The organism is Anaerococcus prevotii DSM 20548 (assembly GCF_000024105.1).
Taxonomy (GTDB): domain Bacteria; phylum Bacillota; class Clostridia; order Tissierellales; family Peptoniphilaceae; genus Anaerococcus; species Anaerococcus prevotii.
On sequence record NC_013171.1, the window covers coordinates 668,951 to 688,063 of the forward strand.

The window sequence follows — 19,113 nt, forward strand, 5'->3', positions numbered from 1 at the left end:
TAATCATCCACTAAAGTGTGTATTTATTTTATAAAATGACCATGGTATTATATAGACAACAAGGAGGTGGGATTATGAAACTCAAGAAAGCTATATTATTTGTATTTTTACTAACATTATCTCTAAGTTCAAATATTAATAGGGGTAAACAAGTAGCTGGAATTGATTTAGATCCAGACGATATTATCATAGACATGTTTTTTGTCAAAGAGGACGTTTCATTAATTTAATTTAGCACAAAGATATGTCATAATTGATTAAAAAATATAGGGACTCTGACTTGTATTTTACATAAGCTATGAGTCCTAAGCTTAAATCTAGAGATAAGAATTATCTCCTTAAATTAAGTCGTATCTTAGAAATTTTCTATAGGACTTAAAGAAATTTCAAGCAATTAAAAGAAATTATAAAATAATACACATTTAAAGGAGTTATCTATGAAGAAAAGTCAACTATTAGCAGCAACATTGTCAGTAGCATTATTATCAAACACAGTTGTGCCTTGCCTAGGATCAATTGCAAAGGATGATTTAAAGCTTTCAAGCGTAGCGTATGCAGCAGAAGAAGGAAATGAAAAAAATCAAGCAATTGATAAATTAGATTACCTAGGTGATTTGATTAAAGGTCTTGAAAATATAGCAGGTGGCCTTGCAGGTAACCAACTAGACTGGCTAAAATCTTTGAAGAATGCTTATGATTTTGTAAGCAAGATTGTTAAAAATGGTTTTATCGGAGCGGGACAATTAAGAGAAAAAGTTATCCCAAGAATTAACCTCCTAATAAACGTAGCTGAAACAATCACTGCAGATGCAACTGAGTTAGTAGATAGCGAGCAACAAGCTCACGTAATAATAGGATTTTCTGTAACAAGGGCTCTTCTAAAAGCAACTGATATATTCGAAAACGCTGACGGCTTGAATAAGGCAAGCGAAGATTTACTCAATTCTTTAGAGAAGGCAAGACAAGTACCAAAACTAACAGAAGATTCAAAAAGAACCCATTACACACTAGAAAAACTAGACAGAGCTATTGCAAATGCGAGAGAAGTTAGAAATAGAGAATTGAGATACAAACTAGATTCTGTAGCCCTCGCTGATGTAGATTCCGCAATCAAAAGTGCTGTAAATGTTAGAAGAAATAATCAAGCTACTGTAGGTCAAGTACAAGAAGCAACGGATGAATTAAATGCAAAAATATCAGAAGCATTAGCTTCAATTCCAGACGAGGATAAAACTGCAAGTGCTAAAGATAAGGCAGCTCTTGGTAAAGATATAGAAGATGCTAAGAAGGTCCGTGATTTTGAACTAAAGGGTAAGGTAGATTCTTCTGTAATTAGAGAATTAAATAGAGCAATTGCTGATGCCAATAGAATCTTTAGAAATGCTAGAACAACTGTAAAAGAAGCAAATGCAGCTGATGAAGAATTACTTAATGCAATCGAAAAAGCTAAGACAAATTTACTAGTGGAAGAGCCAGTAGAAGAAGAAATTCCTAGTGAAGAAGAGACTGAAGAGAATATTCCTGAAGAAAAAGTGGACGAAGAGCTTCCAGAAGAAGATTCTGACGAACATTCAGATGAAGAAGCAAGCGAAAAAGATACTCCTGCTGAAGAAAAAGTAGAAGATGAAGATAAGGCAGAAGAAGATGATAAAGAAGAAAAGACAGAAGAAGGCGAAATAGACGAAGAAGGCCTTGAAGAAATCTTAGAAGAAATAGCTGAATAATAACCTCCCCTAAAATTCAGCCATAGTATAATTTTAACCTCCAGATTAGTAAAAAGCTATGAAGGAGGTTTTCTATTTTTATAAAATTTATACAAATTTAATAGAATTTTTGTTATTATAAAATAAAAGGAGATTCTTATGAAAAAAAAGAAAATTATAATTACAAGCTTAATACTCGCCATGGCTATGGCAAATATCAATCCTAGCCTTGCAGCAAAGTCAGGTACGGAAAAGACAGAAATCAAGGAAAATGTAAAAGACGCGGTAAGAGAAACTTACGTAATAAAAGAAATAAATGATGATTCTGTAATACTTAACAAAAAGGGAGATGATTCAGATTTAGTTTCAGTCCCTAAGAAAGAATTTAAGGATATCGATCTTAAGATAGGTAAAGAGGTAAATATTACTAGTGATGGAAACATCTTAATGTCAGACCCTGGCCAATTTTCCGAAATTTATAAAATAGAAGAAGTCGATGACTTAGGGGATGGAGATAAGGTTTCAGAAAAATTTATAGTTAAGGAAATAAATGAAGAAGCTCTTACAATTGAAAAAGAAGGATCTGAAGGAGAATTGTACACTATTTCCAAGAAATACTTTGAAAAGGATCTAAGCATAGGGGATAGGTATGAGATTAGCCATAATGATGTAGTTATGAACTCATATCCTGCCCAATTTAATAAGATCTATGAAGTAAAAAAGCTAGAGAAAGATAAAGGGAAATCAAATGAAGAAAGCGATAAAAATAAGGTAGATACGAAGGCAGATAAAAATCCTAAGACAGGAATAAGCCCGGATCTTCTAAGCTTATCAGCCCTTTCTATGTCAATTCTAGGTCTAAAAATAAGTAAGAAGAAATAAAATAAGGATAGGCATAGACTATGAATCTAGGGCCTATCCTTTTTGTATTTATAATAAAGCCATGCCTGACTACTTCGAAGGCTATGAGACTAGGGTAAAATTCATTAGCCAAGAAGACTTAGACAAAAACCACAAGGGCATGCCTCATGGGGGAAGGGTCATAAGAGAAGGAGAGAATGCAAAAGATCAAAGAGCAAGGATGGAGTTTATCCTAGACCTCGATAGAAATCCAGATTTTACTGCAGCAGTAGCCCTAGCCTATGGTAAGGCTGTCTATAAGTTATATAAGGACAAGGCTTATGGGACAAAGACAGTCCTCGACATACCAATCTCTATGCTAGTAGATTATGATAGAGACTATTTACTAAAACATATGATATAAAATAAAATCACTCCCTACAGAAGACTAATCAAAGCAAATGTTTGCTTAGATTAGTTTTTTTTCTTGTTAAAATGTTGACTTTCTTGAGCTTATTGTCTATAATGAATGTGTAAGCGATTACAAATATTATATTGGAGGAAATTTATGGACTTATTTATAGGTATAATCTTAATCATAACCTATATAGGCCTTGCCATCTATGCTGCTAAGGGTGGAAACCTTATGACAGGTTTTTTTGTTATGGCTGTAGCTTGGCTTGGACTTAGTATTTTAGGCGGAAAGATCAGCTGGTCTGACGGCATGAAGGATATCTTACAAGGTGGACCAGAATCTTGGGGAGCGACTGCCGTTAATGTTATTTTTGGTTCTTGGTTTGGTAAGATCCTAGTTGATACTGGAATTGCTTCAAAACTAATCAAATCTGTTACTGAACTAGGAGGAGACGATCCACTTATAGTTACTATTCTTCTTTCCCTAGTTACTGGAGTTATTTTTACAGCAACTTTTGGCGCTGGGGCAGTTGTTGCGATAGGAGTTATAGTCCTACCAATTCTTTTATCTTTGGGAGTGCCAAAACGTTTGGCCGTAACAAGTTATCTGATGTCTGTAGCAAGTGGTATGTATCTTAACCCAGTTTTATTTTCACAGATGCAAGCGATTTTTGAGGATATGACTTTCTCTCAAGAATACATAAGATGGGCCTTTGCTGCTATGGCAGTTCACCTTCTTATCGTAGCTATTATGCTATTTACTCATATGAAGATTTTTTCTAAGAAAAGAAGAAGAAAAAAGGCTTGGGATATTGACTTAAATGAGGAAAGTGAGATGGATAAGGTGCCAACGATTGCCCTAATTACTCCAATCATTCCTACATTTTTATCTATAGTATTTTCTTGGGCAAGCATTCCTGCCTTTATAGTTGGATCTGTCTTCGCTCTAATAGTTTGCGGCAAAATAGGCAAAAACTGGTCAGAAGCTAGTAGGGTTATATCTTCTACCTTTTACGATGGTGTAATAGATGTAGCAGGTCTATTGGGATTCTTGTTTATTCTTCCTATGTTTAACAAAATTTCTGGAGTAGCGGCACCGTTTTTTGATCCAATCCTAGGAGATATTTTGCCAAAGACTACCCTGGGTTTGACAATCGCCTTTATGATTATGGCTCCACTTGGTTTGTTTAGGGGACCTCTTACAATCTTTGGGGCAGGAGCTGCTACAGTTGGAGTATTAAATGCACTTGGTTCTTATTCGACACCATTTCTATTTACACTTATGTATGTACCAACTATAGCTATGAACCTTGCGGCTTGTCCTACCCAATCATGGAACTTGTGGGCACTTAACTACTCTAAAGTAAGCGTTAAGGACTTTATGAAGACAGGTTTAGTTTGGGCATGGATTATAACAGCTATCAACTTGTTCTTAGTTTTTGTATTTTTTGGTAGTTAGGAGGAAGTATGAAAAGACAAATTAGAGTAGGTATAGATGTAGGTGGTACAAATACCAAGGCTGTTGCTATTGACAATGCCACATACGATATAGTAGGTATGGGGATTATCCCTACAACTCACGACCACGAGCTCGGTGTAAGTCAGGGAGTTATTGAATCATTTAACAAGTGCCTTACAGAAAATAATATTTCAGCAGATGAGGTTACTTTTATTGCTCACTCTACGACACAAGCAACCAACGCCCTAGTGGAAGGAGATGTGGCTAAGGTTGGAATAATAGGTATAGCTAATGGTGGCTTTGTAGGATTTTTATCCAAAATCCAAGGTCATATCAAAGACATAGAGCTTGATGATTCTGGCAAGAGAAAGATTCAAACAGAATATAGATTCATAAATAGGAAAGACTTCACAGAAGAAAATGTAGCAAGTATTGTAGATGAATTGATAAAAAGTGGCTGTGGAGTAATAGCTGTATCTAAGACCTTTGGAGTAGATGGAAACAAAGAGGAGCTCTTAATCAAAGAAATGGGTAAGGATAAGGGGATTGAAGTCTGTGCAGCTTCAGAAATCTCCAAGCTATACGGCCTATCAAGAAGGACAAGGACTGCCGTAATAAATGGATCAATCCTACCAAAGATGATTGCTACAGCAGATTCTACCGAGTCAGCTGTTAAAAAAGCAGGTATCAGCGCTCCTTTAATGATCATGAGAGGAGACGGGGGAGTAATGGATATAGAAGAGATGAGAAATAGACCGGTTCTCACCATGCTCTCTGGTCCAGCTGCTTCAACTGTGGGTGCTTTGATGTATCTTAAGGTATCTAACGGAATATTCTTTGAGGTTGGTGGAACTACAACAGATATTGGAGTTATCAAAAACGGAAGACCTATGATTGATTATGCTGTAGTTGGTGGCCAAAGAACTATGGTTAACTCCATGGATGTTCACACGGTTGGAGTTGCTGGTGGATCCATGATAAGGGCAGGAGGGGGCAAAATTATAAAAGTAGGACCAAGGTCCTGCCATATCGCAAACCTTCCTTATGTTGTCTTTACCGATCCAAAGGGATTTGAAAATGCAGAAATCATCCAAATTTCTCCAAAAGAAGGCGACCCAAAAGATTATATAGTAGTAAGAGCAGGGGGTAAGGATTACGCTTTAACTACAACCTGTGCGGCCAATGCCCTGGGCATAATAGAAGAAGGAGATTATTCTTATGGCAATCCAGAAAGTGCCCAAATCTGCTTTAAGCTTTTGGGAGAGTTCCTGGGAATGACTATGGAAGAAGCTGCTAGGGCAGTACTTGATGATGCTGCAAATACCACCAACGAAGTAATCCTAGACCTAATGGATAAGTACAAGGTAGAACAATCTCAAACTACCATAGTCGGAGGTGGTGGAGGAGCCAAGGTCCTCTTGCCATTTGCTGCAAAGAAACTAGACGTACCATATAAGCTTGCCGATAAGGCAGAGATAATATCTTCTATTGGGGTGGCTCTTGCTATGGTCAGAGATGTAGTAGAAAGGGTTATTCCTCAACCAACAAGGGAAGATATTATGAGGTTAAGGGCGGAGGCTACCGATCAAGTTATAAAATCAGGATCTAGTCCAGAATCAGTCGAAATTCAAATCGAAATCGACCAACAAACATCCAAGGTTAGGGCAATTGCAACAGGTTCAACTGAAATAGCAAGTCAAGATTTAACTAAGAAGGTAACAAAGGATGAAGCGAGAAAGCTTGCCGCAGATAGCCTTCTAGTAAGAGAAGATGAAGTAGAAAATCCTGTCTCAAACGAAAACTTCAATATATTTACAGCAAAAAAAGCTGGCAAGACCGAGCTTCGCGCTGTAGATAAAAAGGGCTTTATCAAGCTTCAGAGGGCAGATGCTAAGGCGATTAAAACTACTGCAGGTGGAGTAAGAACTGTAGTAGCTAATATGTGGAAGGACCTTGCAGTATTTAAGTCAGATATCAAACTAAACCCAGATATCTACCTATGCCTTGGAGGAAAGATCGTTGACTTCGAAGGACTTACCAGCATTGATCAGCTCAACATGCTAATCGATTCAGAGCTTTCCCTAAGAGAAGGTAACGAAGAAGTTATAGTAATAGGAGCCAAAAACGACCTATAATGGAAGATAGAAAACTAGCGGAGCTTATTTCCTTATCAGATGAAACTTTTGCCCAATATATCCTAAGAGAAGATCTGTTTTATGAAAAAATACAAGATAAGGAAGAAATAATCAAAGAAAGTTTAGAGATAGGACGAAGGGTAGGAGAAGCTAAGAAGGATATCTTTTCTGATATAGATGGGCTTAGAGACTTTTATGATTTGGAAATAAAATATAAAGAAGACAAAAGCGAATTTGGCTACTATGAGCTAGCTTACTTTGAAGATAATAAAATAATTTTCAAAACTGAAAATATCAGAAAAATCGAAGATATGGCAAGTCTAAATAACTTTTCTATTTTTGAAGGGATAAAGGTAGAAGATATAATCCTCGCTCATGAGCTATACCATAAGATCGAACAAGACGATAAGCTTCCTACTGATAGGGTATACATTACTTATAAGAAGATGGGCTTTATTACAAAGAAAGTTAAGCTTAAAGCTTCTTCAGAAATAGGAGCTATGGCCTTTGCGAAAAGCTTCCTAGCTTTGGAGTTTAACCCTCTTATAATAAATTATCTTCTGGCAAAGGCATATGATAAGGAAGAGATATTATATAGAAAAATATACAAGGATGTAAAATGAAAGTTACTTATGACAAATTAAAAAATACTATAAAAAACGCCCTCAAAGCCAGTGGGGTTAGCGAAGAAAAATCAGAACTTATGGCAAAAGTCCACGCCGAATCTACCCTAAAGGGAGTTAACTCTCATGGGCTAAATAGGATACCGAGACTGATTGATTTTATAAATAAGGGCTTGGTTGATATTAATGCTGAAATGGAGCTTGTTAAGAGCTTTGGCTCTGTCGAAAACTACGAGGGAAATCTAGGATTTGGTGTAATCAATGCACTTAAGGCAAGTGATAGGGCGGCAGAGCTAGCCAAAGAGCATGGAATAGGCATGGTAACTTTAAGAAATACAACTCATTGGATGAGGGGAGGAGCCTATAGCGAAAATATAGCAGATAAGGGGATGATTGGCATGTGCTGGACCAACACTGAATCGCTTATGCCTGTTTGGGGATCGGATGAAATAAGTCTCGGCAACAACCCTATAGGAATATCTATACCATCAGAAAGTGGAAATATTTGTCTTGATATGGCCATATCTCTTTACTCCTACGGGAAACTTGAAACAACAAGACTTAAGGGAGAAAAGCTTCCATACCCTGGTGGCTTCGACAAGGGAGGAAATCTTACAGATGATCCAAAACTGATAGAAGAAAGCCAGAATCTCTTGCCGGTAGGTTACTGGAAGGGGTCAGGTCTTGGCATATGTCTCGATACCATGGCAGCCCTTCTATCAAATGGCTTGTCAACCTATGATATGGATGACAGGGATGGGTTTAACTGCACATCTTGCTCACAGATTTTTATAGCTATGAATCCAGAAGCTTTCTCTACTAAAGAGGAAAACGAGAAGACCATAAGAAAGATTAAAGAAAGAGTAAAATCAGCCCACCCTACAAATCCAGGGTTAAGTCCAAGATATCCGGGCCTAGGTCTTTACACGAGAAAAGAAAAGGGCCTAAGGGAAGGAATAGAGATTGATGATAAGATATTTAAAAAGGTGGAAAGTCTAGGAGAGATGTAGTGAAATTAATCTTATGAAAAGAGAAGTTTTAATTTATCTACTAGCTATTAACATACTTGGAGTAAGTCTTACAATTTATGATAAGATAGCAAGCAAGAAATTTAGGAAAAATCGTATAAGAGAAAATGTCCTCTTACTAATAGGGGCTCTGGGTGGGGCAGTTTCTATGTATATTACAATGAAGTTAATAAGACATAAGACCCGTCACAAGAACTTTATGATTGCCCTTCCTATAATCTTCTTCTTGCAGCTAGGATTTCTAATTTATAAGGTTAAATTTGTTGGATAATAAGAAAATTTTATAATTATCAAATTTAAAAGACGAGGAGAGTTGATTTATTTCCTCGTCATTTTGCATTTAGTTCGTATATATCTTTAAGTCCCAAAAGACCCAAGTTTGGGAGAGCCTTTATCTTTAAGTCCTTGTATTCTATAAAACCAGCATATTCTCCACTTGTAATTATCTCAGTATTATCCTTATCAAGTTTATTTTGATCTATTATTTCACCAATAATTGCTTCTACAGACTTTTTGTAGGAATAATATATGCCATTTTGCATGGCCTTGGTTGTAGACTTACCCAGGATTTTTTCAACTTTTACAATTTCAACTTGGGGAAGCTTGGCACTTTCCCTTACTAGGGCTTCTTGGAAGAGGTCTATGCCTGGCATTATCACTCCTCCAAGAAATTCTTTTTTATTATTGATATAGTCTATAGTGGTTATTGTGGACGCCTGGACTATTATAAGGTTTTTATCGGACCTATTTTTACTTCCTACTGCTCTTATAATCCTATCGCTTCCTACGTCTTTGGGATTGTCGTATTTGATATTAATACCTGTCTTAAGGCCTGCAGATACATAGTAAGGTTTTTTATTAGAAATCTTATAGGCAATATCCATATAGGTCCTATCAAGTTCTGGGACGACTGAAGAAATTATAATATCAGATATATCAGAAAGCTTTATTCCTTCGTCTAGCAAAAGATATTTGATTATAAGAAAAAGTTCACTTGCTGACCTATCCTTTATACTAGATAGATTAAAGTTTGCCGTAAGCTTTCCCTTATCAAAAACTCCAAAGTCCGTATTTCTATTTTCTATATCAATAACTAAAAGCATCTTATCTCCTTGTTGATTTGAGGGCCTTAATTACTGCTGTTGAAAGTATAACAGAAAGAATGGCCTCTGGTATACCACTTGTAATTGTAACTCCGAGTATGGCTGACCTTGCGCTATCCATTGGTAAGCCAAGGGTTTTGACATAGCTTTCGGCATAGATTAAGTAGATTCCGCCAAGAACTAGGATGGTATTGGTCATAGAACCTACGAAAGCACCAATTGCTATTGGGAAATCTTTCTTAGATTTTCTAGAATACATAAATAGGCCGATAACTACAGCTAGAAGAATTATTACGAAAATAATATTTAGAAGGGATTTTCCTTCAGTAATATTCTTATAGAGTAGGTAGATAAGTCCTATAGATATTGCAATCCATAAAATTTTGGAAAGATTCTTAAGCTTTTTATCTCCTATATTTTGACAAGCCTTGTAAGCATAGTAGCTAGTAATTCCAATTAGAACTCTTGGAAGAACAGATATTAAAGGATTGTAGAAGACAAAAGAAACTGGACTAGGATTTCTTAGTAAGGCATTTAGTAAAGACGAAACGCCGAATATTAGTCCGACTAGGGCCCCTACAATAGGTCCTTCTGCAATTGCTCCAATAATTACTGGAATGTGCATGGTTGTTGCATTGATAAATCCTAAAGGAATTAGACCGAGTGGAGTTAGGCTAAGGACTATGGTGATTGCACCAAGCATTGCCGCTGTCACAAGCTTTCTACTGCTGATTGATTTTTTGTTCATAATTACCTCCGATACGGTTCATATAGATACCGTTCATTTGCATCGCTGATGCTAGAAACATTCTTCGCTCAATCAATTTTCTAGTATCTCCAATTGTGAAATCTAGAAGAGATTAAAGACTACTAAGATTATAACTATGTTTTTCTCTAAAGTAAAGAGCGAAGAGAAAAAAAAGAGCAAAATATTAATATTTTGCTCTAGGATTCAATCTTATTTACATTTAATATCTTCCTCAATATTAATTCTGCGTAGTCGGTACTTCCTTCGACATTTGGATGAACCCTGTCTACAGCTAGAAGATCATCCCTATCTTTTACGAAAGATCGCCAGTCTACAAGGTGGGCCTTATCGTGGCTGTCGGTGAAGGCTTTGATATTTTTATTTACCTGATCCATATAGGATTCAAGATGGCTGGTATTTACAAAATATACATCTCGGCCGTCAGCTATGTCCATAATAGCTTCCATATCTGAATCATTCGCCGATCCATTTGATCCGAGACCAACTAGGATTATGTCATTTAAGCCAATATCGTTTTTGATTGCAAGAAGCCTTTCAGGACCTTCAGGCATATCCCTGCCGACTTCGCCATCAAGATATAGATTTGGGACGTAGTCTCTTAGGTAGGAATCGACATTCATAAGGACAGAATCTCCAACTGCAGTTATGGAAATTCCCTTAAGGAAGGAAAGCTCCTTGTCTGTAAAATTGAAATCATCATAGGCTTTTTCCTTAAAGTTTAGATTTTCCTTTTCCTTGCTGGTATTTTTCCCAGAACTAGCTTTTGATTTAATCTTTTTTGCATCTTCATTTCTCTTTTTGATTTCTGCTTCATTTTGCGAGAAGTTTTGCTTAAACTTATCCATTTCTTCCTGCTTTTTATTTCCTATAGCAAATGATACAATATTTAACATTATAATCAGAACTAGACTTCCTATAAGCTTCTTACTTCTAAACTTCTTATTAGACATGAGAAATTGATAGGAAATCTCTGAAATAAGGACAAGGACTATAAGCTCCAAGCCATAAAATAAAATCCTATTTTCTATCCTGGTCCTTAGAAAGTAAGTGAAAAATACTTGGATTATATACTGCCACAAATAGTAGTAATAGGACCTATCGCCTAGCCAAATCATAAACTTATAGAAAGGTCTCTGCTTCCTGTAGGCTATGTGATTTTTTATTTCCAAATCGTAGATTAAGACCAAAAACAAAGCTACTATTAGCTCATAGGCAAGGAAAAATGTCCTATAGATCCAAAGGCTTTTCCCGTTGATGAAGAAAAAGGGAAGGACGATTGGAATTAATAAAATTCTTGCTAGCTTCTTATGGTCTATGCCCTTTATCTTATTTTTATTTTCCCTATAGAGGATATTCGCACAAACTCCAATAAAAAATGCTGAGATTCTAGTATCTGTCCCATAGTAGATCCTTATTATAGGGGCCTTGGTGAAGGAAAGATAGTAGCTAATCATAGTAGAAATTAAAGTTAGACTAGCAAAAATCCCAAGCCTTTTTCCCCCAAGGTCAAACTTATTTATTAAATAATCTATCAAATAATAAATTATCACGACCTGGATATAGACAGAGATGTACCACAAATGGGTAAAGAGGTTGAAGTTGCCGCTCCTATCGAAGTAGGAAATCCCCTTAACAATAGCCCTGATATTTTCTACTGCGAAAATTGTAGAAAGAGAGCTTTGGATACTGTCATCGAAGATTTCTCTAGAAAAGACTAGGGCAAATAAGAGAGATATTGCCACTATAGTCCAGATGGGAGACATTATCTTTAGGATTCGTGCTTTTATTTTTTTAAGATAGACTCTGATATCAACTTCACTGGAAGACTTAACAGATGCTCTTTCAAGGAAAAATCCTGATATGATCATAAAAATAATCACACCAAGAAAGCCTCCAGAAAGCCTATGGCTTAGAAGATGATAGATTGAAACAGCAATAAGGCTTAGGGCCTTAAGCATTGTTACATTATACAAATTTTTTTTCATTACTAACTCCATTCTTAACTTAATAATTATAGCACAAAGTAGTTAAATTTACATTAAGATTAAAAATAAAATCCTAAAGTTGAGGTGTTGAGAAATTAAATCTTTATTGTATAATATTACTAATTGAATAATGCGAAGAAAGGCCCTAGTAGTTAGGAAAGGCAGACAGAGAGGAGATGGCTGGTGGAAATCTCTTGACCGGAACTAGTGAATCTAGCTTTGAGCATATATGAATTAAGGCAAAGATATTTGCATAATTTGGGTGGCACCACGAGACCTTCGTCCCAATTGGGGAGGGTCTTTTTTTATTGTTTAAAGGAGAAATTATGATTGATATTAAATTACTTAGAGAAAATCCAGAACTTGTAAAAGAAAACATCAAGAAGAAATTCCAAGACGAAAAGCTAGTCCTAGTTGACGAAGTCTTAGAACTTGATGAAAAACTTAGATCTTTTAAGACTGAGGGAGATAACTTAAGAAGCGAAAGAAATAAGACAAGTAAAGAAATCGGAGCTCTTATGGGCCAAGGCAAGAAAGATGAAGCAGAAGAAGCTAAAGCTCAAGTTAAGGAAATTAACGATAAGCTAACTGATATCGAAGCCAAGACTGAAGAGTACGGCAAAGAAGTCAAAAAGAGAATGCAAGTAATTCCACAAATTATCGACGATAGTGTTCCTATAGGAAAGGACGATACAGAAAATGTCGAAATAGAAAAATTCGGCGAGCCAGTAGTTCCTGACTACGAAATTCCTTATCACATCGACATTATGGAGACCTTCGATGGGGTAGACCTAGATGCTGCAAGAGATACATCTGGAGCTGGTTTCTATTATCTAAGAGGAGATATAGCAAGACTTCACTCAGCAATTCTTTCTTATGCTAGAGACTTCATGATCGATCGTGGCTATACTTACTACATTCCACCATTTATGATTAGATCTGATGTAGTTACTGGAGTAATGAGCTTTTCTGAGATGGAAGATATGATGTATAAGATAGAAGGAGAAGATCTTTACCTAATAGGTACAAGTGAGCACTCAATGATTGGTAAGTTTATAAATACAATCAATGAAGAGGAAAAAATGCCACTAAGAATGACCTCTTATTCACCATGCTTTAGAAAAGAAGTAGGAGCTCACGGTATAGAGGAACGTGGAGTTTACAGAATCCACCAATTCGAAAAACAAGAGATGGTAATAATCTGTAAGCCAGAAGATTCCAAAACCCTTTACAATGAATTATGGAAAAACACAGTTGACTTCTTTAGAAGCCTAGAGATTCCAGTAAGAACCCTAGAATGTTGTTCAGGAGACTTGGCAGACCTTAAGGTTAAATCATGCGACGTTGAAGCATGGAGCCCAAGACAAAAGAAATACTTCGAAGTAGGAAGCTGCTCTAACCTAGGAGATGCCCAAGCAAGAAGACTAGGTATTAGACTAAGGGGAGAGAATGGAACCTACTTTGCTCACACCCTAAATAATACTGTAGTAGCTCCACCAAGAATGTTAATAGCCTTCCTAGAAAACTTAATCCAAGAAGATGGAAGCGTGAAGATTCCTAAACCACTTCAAATGTATATGGGTGGTAAGGACAAAATCGAGCCAAAAAATAAATAGGACTATAATATCCGTGGGTAAGCTATCTTATCTGCGGATTTTTAATGATGAGAATTTTTGAAATTCCTTATAAGGGTAATTGCTATCATCATGTAAGAAAATTCTAACAAGGATAAATGATATTGTAGCCTTATCCTTAAGCTAAGAAAGTTTTAAATTAAAATAAAAAATATCGATATTAACAAATAAAAATCGTCCCAAATCTTGGAGGCTTACTATGATTTATTAAATCTGGCTTCCCAAGAGGGACGATTTTTCTTATTTAATTTCAAGCATTATTGGTGTATGGTCTTGTCTGTCTCCAGAATCTATTATAGTAGAATCTATCACATCTTCCATTAACCTATCAGATACTAGGAAGTAGTCAATCCTCCAGCCGGAGTTATTGATCTTGCTTGTCTTAACTCTTTGGGCCCACCAGGTGTAGGCTCCTTCAAGGTTCTTGTTAAGATGTCTAAAGGTATCAGTAAAGCCCCTATTTAAAAGATTAGTGAAGCCTCTTCTCTCTTCATCTGTAAATCCTGCTGACATATGGTTATTCTCAGGATGAGCAAGGTCGATTTCCTCATGGGCTACGTTAAAATCTCCCGTGGCTATGACAGGCTTATTTTTATCAAGCTCTGCTAGATAGTCCGCATATAGCTTATCCCATTCTTCTCTTAGGGGAAGTCTTTTAAGCTCGCCACCTGCATTAGGTGTATAGACTTGGGTAAAGTAGAAGTCTTCAAACTCTAGGGTAAGGATTCTTCCTTCTAGGTCCATTGTATCAGGAGCACCGATTTCAGGGAAGGATTCCTTTACATCGAGGCCCTTTTTGTAGAGGGTCATGGTTCCTGCGTAGGACTTCCTAGCACCTGGTCTTGAGGAAATCCATACATAATCATAATCTGGGAAGAATTCACTAAGCTTTTCAACATGCTTCTTGCTAGGTCCATTTGCAGGAAGCTTGGTCTCTTGAAGGGCTATTACATCAGGGTTTTCATTTTTTATAGTTAATAGAACATCTCTACTCATTACTGCTCTTTTGGAATCACTAGTTAGGGCAGCATTTAGAGAATCTATGTTCCAAGAAATAAATTTCATTAAGTCTCCTTTACATTTTCTTTTACTATGATAATTATAGGATAAATCTAATTATTTGCAAATAAAGCTTTTTTATAGAAGGAAAAGAGTATATTACTCTGTTAAAACAACAAGGTTTTATGGTCAAGAAGGTTGTCTAATGAATTTAATAGAATTTCTAAATGTGATCATTTTGATACTTAATATTTTTAAATTGATCATAGAAATAAAAAATGAACTGAAATAAAGATAATCCGTTGGCTGTAACTTATGATTTTAACGGTAAAGTATTAGTACAACGGATATAGATTCATTAGATCCTGTTAAGAGAATAGGCAAACTGAGAAATGCTTATTGATGAATTGAGAATTAGTACCCCTCCATATCATCTTAATCTCGAAAAAACCGGGCAAAAAGGAGAGCTTAACTGCTCTCCTTTTTGTGTTCCTATTTTTAGATTTTAATTAGTTTAAGAAAAGACTCTTAAATGATATAATATTAATATGATAATGATTGCAGATGAAATAATAAGAATTGATAAGTTTATATCTGATGAGCTCGAGGAGATCCCTCGTGAGAAGATTAAGGACTTCATCAAGGATAAGAAAATAAAAGTGAATAATTCTTTCGTTAAGCCTAGTTTTAAGCTAAGCGAGGGAGATGAGATAGAAATCGACGACTCTCTTTTCCATGTGCCAGAACTTAAGGCAGAAGATATGGAACTAAAGATTGTTTATGAGAATGATGATTACGCCATTATCGATAAGGATAGTAATGTCATAGTTCACCCAGCAGGGAAAATCATTACAGGAACCCTGGTAAATGGTCTTCTTGGTAGATACGGTTATGATGGACTTTCTCACATAGGAGGTGACGATAGGCCAGGCATTGTCCACAGGCTTGATAAGGATACGACAGGACTAATAGCCATAACGAAAACTAACGAAGCCTATAAGTATTTCAAGAAGATGTTCGAGACAAGAAAGGTCGATAAATACTATTACGCCATAGTCTTCGGTAACTTCGATAAGAAAAAGGGAACCATCGATAATTTCATGGATAGGGATGTCCACAACAGGAGGAAGATGGCTGTAAGAAATACTGGAAGAAGGGCAGTAAGCCACTATGAGGTCATAAGCGAGGTAGAGGGTTTTTCTCTTGTAAGGATAAAGATAGAAACAGGAAGGACCCATCAGATTAGAGTCCACATGACCCATATCAATCACCCTATCTTGGGAGATCCTGTTTATGGCAATGTCAAGCACAAATTTAATCTCGACCATCAACTCCTTCACTGTGGCAAAGTTGGCTTTAAAAATATGGAGGGAGACTATGTGACCTATGAGGCAATCCCTCACGAAGACTTTTTGAAATATCAGAAAATATTAGGATTAGGTGATAAAGATGTATTCGAAAACTAACACGACAACCCTTATTGGCCTTGATGGCAAACTTGTAGAAGTAGAATCTGACATAACATCAGGCCTTCCTTCCTTTACTATAGTTGGTCTTCCAGACTCATCGATCAAGGAATCAAGAGACAGGGTAAGAGTCGCCCTACTTAACTCTGGATATAGATTTCCAGCAGGAAGGATTACAATCAACCTCTCCCCAGCAGATCTTAAGAAGGAAGGAACCCAACTAGACCTACCAATTGCTATTTCTCTTCTAGGCTCTATGGGAGTAATTAACTTCGACTACGAAGAATACATAATTTTAGGCGAGCTTTCCCTAGATGGAAGGATAGTTCCCATAAGAGGGGCTCTTGCCATGGTTATAGCCATGCGTGAGCTAGGTTTTACCAAATTTATAATTCCTGATGATAATAAGGACGAGTGCGCCATAATTTCAGATATAGAGATCTACCCTTTCGATAGGTTAAACGACCTGGTAGCATTTTTGAATAAGGAAAAAATGGTCAAAGCTTACGAGATAGATTTAAGTAAAATCACTGAAGAGAAAACTTATGATTATGACTTCAAGGACCTTAAGGGCCAAGAAAGCCTAAAGCGTGCACTTCAAATTGCAGCGGCAGGTAACCACAATGTGCTAATGATCGGAGCTCCAGGTTCCGGAAAGACATTTTCTGCCAAGCATCTACCAACCATCCTTCCAGATATGAGCTTTGACGAGAAGGTAGAAGTGACGAAGATTTATTCTATCATGGGACTCCTTGATAGTGGACATCTCGTTAGTGAAAGGCCCTTCAGAGCTCCCCACCACACATCAAGCGAAGTAGCTCTCATAGGTGGAGGTCACTCCGTACCAAGACCAGGAGAGATTACCCTAGCCCACAAGGGAGTACTTCTTCTAGATGAGTTCCCAGAATACAGGAAAAATGTAATAGAAGCCCTAAGAGAGCCCCTAGAAAACAAGGAAATAAATGTAGCAAGGTCCCAGGCTTCAGTAAAGTATCCAGCAGACTTTATCCTAATTGCTGCCATGAACCCTTGCCCATGCGGTAACTACGGCAATCCCTTGAAGGAATGTACTTGCTCCTTTAATGAAATAAGGAGATACCTCAACAAGATTTCATCTCCTATACTTGATAGAATCGATATACATATAGAGATAAAGCCTGTCAAATATGAAGACTTAAAGGATGATAGTAAGTCCAAGTCATCAAGTGAGCTTAAGGAAGAAGTTGTAAGAGCAAGGCTTATCCAGGAAGAAAGATACAAGAACGATAAGATTTCCACAAACTCAGAGCTAAATACTAATCAGATGAAAAAATATATTAAGCTATCAGAGGATGTAGAAAAAATCGCCAAGATGGCCTTTAACAAATACAATTTCTCAGTTAGATCCTTCAACAAGATAATTAAAATGTCAAGGACGATAGCAGACCTTGAAGGAAGTAAGGAAATAGAATCCAAACACCTCCTAGAAGCAATCCGTTACAGGTCCTTGGATGACAAATACTGGAGCAATTAATGGCAGAGGCAAGAGTGATTGGGACAAACATAGATAAATTTATCAAAAATCTCATAAAAAATGCCATAAAACTTAGGGCGAGCGACATTCACATCGAAGCCTTTGCCGATTATTCAAAAATAAGGCTTAGGGTAGATGGAGAGCTTAGGGAATATATGAGGATAAATCTCTCCCAATATGAAAAGCTTGTAAGTAAAATCAAGCTAATGGCAAAGATGGATATATCAGAGAAAAGACGTCCCCAAGATGCCAACCTAAGACTAAAAGAATTTGATGGAATAGATTTTAGGGTATCGAGCCTAAATACAGTAAATGGCGAAAAGATAGTCCTAAGGATCCTATCCATAGATGAGTTTAAGAAGACAAGTAGGCTCCTAGGATTTTCTGATTCTTCTATAGGAAAAATCGACCAAGTCCTAAAGAAAAGATCCGGCATGATAATATTTACAGGACCAACTGGATCAGGTAAGTCCACAAGTCTTTATGCCCTCCTAAACAAATTAAATACTGGTATGGAAAACATCATAAGCGTAGAAGACCCTGTTGAATACAAGATCGAAGGAATTAACCAAGTTTCTGTAAATGAGAAAATCGGTCTTACTTTCTCCAAATCTCTAAGGTCAATCCTAAGACAAGACCCCGACATAATAATGATAGGAGAAATAAGAGATGGGGAAACTGCCCAAATCGCCATAAGAGCAGCGATAACAGGCCACATGGTCCTAACAACTCTTCACACAAAAGATGCCCTCTCATCAATCGTTAGACTTAAAGACTTAGGATTAGAAGACTATCTTATAAGATCGGCCCTAAGTCTTTTGGCAAGTCAAAGATTAGTAAGAAAGCTCTGCGATTGCAAAAAGAAAGACACCATGACAGATAACGAATACGAAATAGTAAGCCAATACCAGAAAATCCCAAGAGATAAGATAATCTACAGACCAAATGGCTGTGACAAATGCCAAAATGGCTACCTAGGAAGAGAAGCCGTGGAGGAAGTCATCCTAGTAGACAAAGAATTAAAAGAAATTCTAAGAGAAGAAGGAGATTCTACTAGTAAAGTAAAAGAAAAACTGAAAAAAGAAGGCTTCAAATCAATGCTAGAAAACGGCATAGATAAAGTCCTAGAAGGGAAAACAAGCTTTGAAGAAGTCCTTGGGGCTTTGGATGTGGATTAGGGATTTTCTTGGAAATTATTAAATAATAGCTATTAATCATAGACTTAAGTGTAGATGAATGAAATTCCACTCGCACCCATCTTAGCAAATTATTCATAAATTTTCACATCAAATTTTTCTAAATAGAGAGCTTTAGAGATTAATTTACTGGGAAGGGGATAAAAAAGAGAATATGCCTAGTTTTCTAAAACAATATAAAATTGTAAGAATATAGGATATCTGGCAAGATATAATAATCGACTACGAGTGAAATAAGAAGCTATG

The 19,113-nt window shown here is 36.6% G+C and carries 17 protein-coding genes; 13 read left to right on the forward strand and 4 right to left on the reverse strand.

Annotated features, from left to right (window positions below; genetic code table 11):
- Positions 1-74 precede the first annotated feature (74 nt).
- The 9 genes from APRE_RS09695 to APRE_RS03035 all read left to right on the forward strand — a co-directional run bounded on the left by APRE_RS09695 (position 75) and on the right by APRE_RS03035 (position 8,473).
- Positions 75-230: a hypothetical protein gene (locus APRE_RS09695; protein WP_015777525.1), complete on the forward strand. Its 156-nt coding sequence runs from the start codon at positions 75-77 to the stop codon at positions 228-230.
- 207 nt (positions 231-437) lie between these two features.
- Entirely contained in the window at positions 438-1,724 is a 1,287-nt protein-coding gene (locus APRE_RS09400) for a CAMP factor family pore-forming toxin (RefSeq protein ID WP_015777526.1), read from the forward strand.
- A 138-nt stretch (positions 1,725-1,862) separates the two neighbouring features.
- Positions 1,863-2,585, forward strand: coding sequence for a hypothetical protein (locus APRE_RS03005; RefSeq protein ID WP_015777527.1), 723 nt, complete (start codon positions 1,863-1,865; stop codon positions 2,583-2,585).
- 61 nt (positions 2,586-2,646) lie between these two features.
- Positions 2,647-2,967 carry a hypothetical protein gene (locus tag APRE_RS03010; RefSeq protein WP_041449681.1) on the forward strand — a complete coding sequence of 107 codons (321 nt, stop codon included), beginning with the start codon at positions 2,647-2,649 and terminating at the stop codon, positions 2,965-2,967.
- A 144-nt stretch (positions 2,968-3,111) separates the two neighbouring features.
- On the forward strand, positions 3,112-4,416 hold the full coding sequence (locus APRE_RS03015) for a gluconate:proton symporter (protein WP_015777528.1): 1,305 nt from the start codon (positions 3,112-3,114) through the stop codon (positions 4,414-4,416).
- 8 nt (positions 4,417-4,424) lie between these two features.
- The gene (locus APRE_RS03020; RefSeq protein WP_015777529.1) at positions 4,425-6,551 is read left to right on the forward strand and encodes a hydantoinase/oxoprolinase family protein; all 2,127 of its coding nucleotides are present in this window, start codon (positions 4,425-4,427) and stop codon (positions 6,549-6,551) included.
- Positions 6,551-7,174 (forward strand): hypothetical protein, encoded by a 624-nt coding sequence (locus APRE_RS03025; protein ID WP_015777530.1) that lies wholly within the window; start codon positions 6,551-6,553, stop codon positions 7,172-7,174. The genes APRE_RS03020 and APRE_RS03025 overlap by 1 nt, the downstream gene beginning before the upstream one ends.
- Entirely contained in the window at positions 7,171-8,184 is a 1,014-nt protein-coding gene (gene yiaK, locus APRE_RS03030) for a 3-dehydro-L-gulonate 2-dehydrogenase (protein WP_015777531.1), read from the forward strand. Before APRE_RS03025 ends, yiaK begins: the two co-directional genes overlap by 4 nt.
- A gap of 13 nt (positions 8,185-8,197) precedes the next feature.
- Positions 8,198-8,473 carry a DUF1294 domain-containing protein gene (locus APRE_RS03035; RefSeq protein WP_015777532.1) on the forward strand — a complete coding sequence of 92 codons (276 nt, stop codon included), beginning with the start codon at positions 8,198-8,200 and terminating at the stop codon, positions 8,471-8,473.
- 58 nt (positions 8,474-8,531) lie between these two features.
- Here APRE_RS03035 and APRE_RS03040 read toward each other — a convergent pair whose 3' ends face one another.
- The 3 genes from APRE_RS03040 to APRE_RS03050 form a co-directional block, all read right to left on the reverse strand.
- Positions 8,532-9,305 carry a type III pantothenate kinase gene (locus APRE_RS03040; RefSeq protein WP_015777533.1) on the reverse strand — a complete coding sequence of 258 codons (774 nt, stop codon included), beginning with the start codon at positions 9,303-9,305 and terminating at the stop codon, positions 8,532-8,534.
- 1 nt (position 9,306) lies between these two features.
- Positions 9,307-10,053, reverse strand: a complete 747-nt coding sequence (locus APRE_RS03045; RefSeq protein WP_015777534.1) for an ECF transporter S component — start codon at positions 10,051-10,053, stop codon at positions 9,307-9,309.
- 197 nt (positions 10,054-10,250) lie between these two features.
- The gene (locus APRE_RS03050; protein WP_015777535.1) at positions 10,251-12,059 is read right to left on the reverse strand and encodes an acyltransferase family protein; all 1,809 of its coding nucleotides are present in this window, start codon (positions 12,057-12,059) and stop codon (positions 10,251-10,253) included.
- A gap of 326 nt (positions 12,060-12,385) precedes the next feature.
- Here APRE_RS03050 and serS point away from each other — a divergent pair, with 326 nt between their 5' ends.
- The gene (gene serS, locus APRE_RS03055; protein WP_015777536.1) at positions 12,386-13,675 is read left to right on the forward strand and encodes a serine--tRNA ligase; all 1,290 of its coding nucleotides are present in this window, start codon (positions 12,386-12,388) and stop codon (positions 13,673-13,675) included.
- Positions 13,676-13,933: 258 nt separating this feature from the next.
- Here the strand turns inward: serS and APRE_RS03060 are convergent, their stop codons facing one another.
- The gene (locus APRE_RS03060; RefSeq protein ID WP_015777537.1) at positions 13,934-14,758 is read right to left on the reverse strand and encodes an exodeoxyribonuclease III; all 825 of its coding nucleotides are present in this window, start codon (positions 14,756-14,758) and stop codon (positions 13,934-13,936) included.
- Between the two features lie 482 nt (positions 14,759-15,240).
- Between APRE_RS03060 and APRE_RS03065 the strand changes: the two genes are divergently transcribed.
- From APRE_RS03065 to APRE_RS03075, 3 genes are read left to right on the forward strand one after another with little or no spacing between them, the layout of a single operon-like run.
- A complete protein-coding gene (locus APRE_RS03065; RefSeq protein WP_015777538.1) occupies positions 15,241-16,158 on the forward strand; it encodes an RluA family pseudouridine synthase in 918 nt (305 codons plus the stop codon).
- The gene (locus APRE_RS03070) at positions 16,142-17,671 is read left to right on the forward strand and encodes a YifB family Mg chelatase-like AAA ATPase (protein ID WP_015777539.1); all 1,530 of its coding nucleotides are present in this window, start codon (positions 16,142-16,144) and stop codon (positions 17,669-17,671) included. The genes APRE_RS03065 and APRE_RS03070 overlap by 17 nt, the downstream gene beginning before the upstream one ends.
- Complete coding sequence (locus APRE_RS03075) at positions 17,671-18,849, forward strand: GspE/PulE family protein (RefSeq protein ID WP_015777540.1); 1,179 nt, start codon at positions 17,671-17,673, stop codon at positions 18,847-18,849. Before APRE_RS03070 ends, APRE_RS03075 begins: the two co-directional genes overlap by 1 nt.
- The last annotated feature ends 264 nt before the right edge of the window (positions 18,850-19,113 follow it).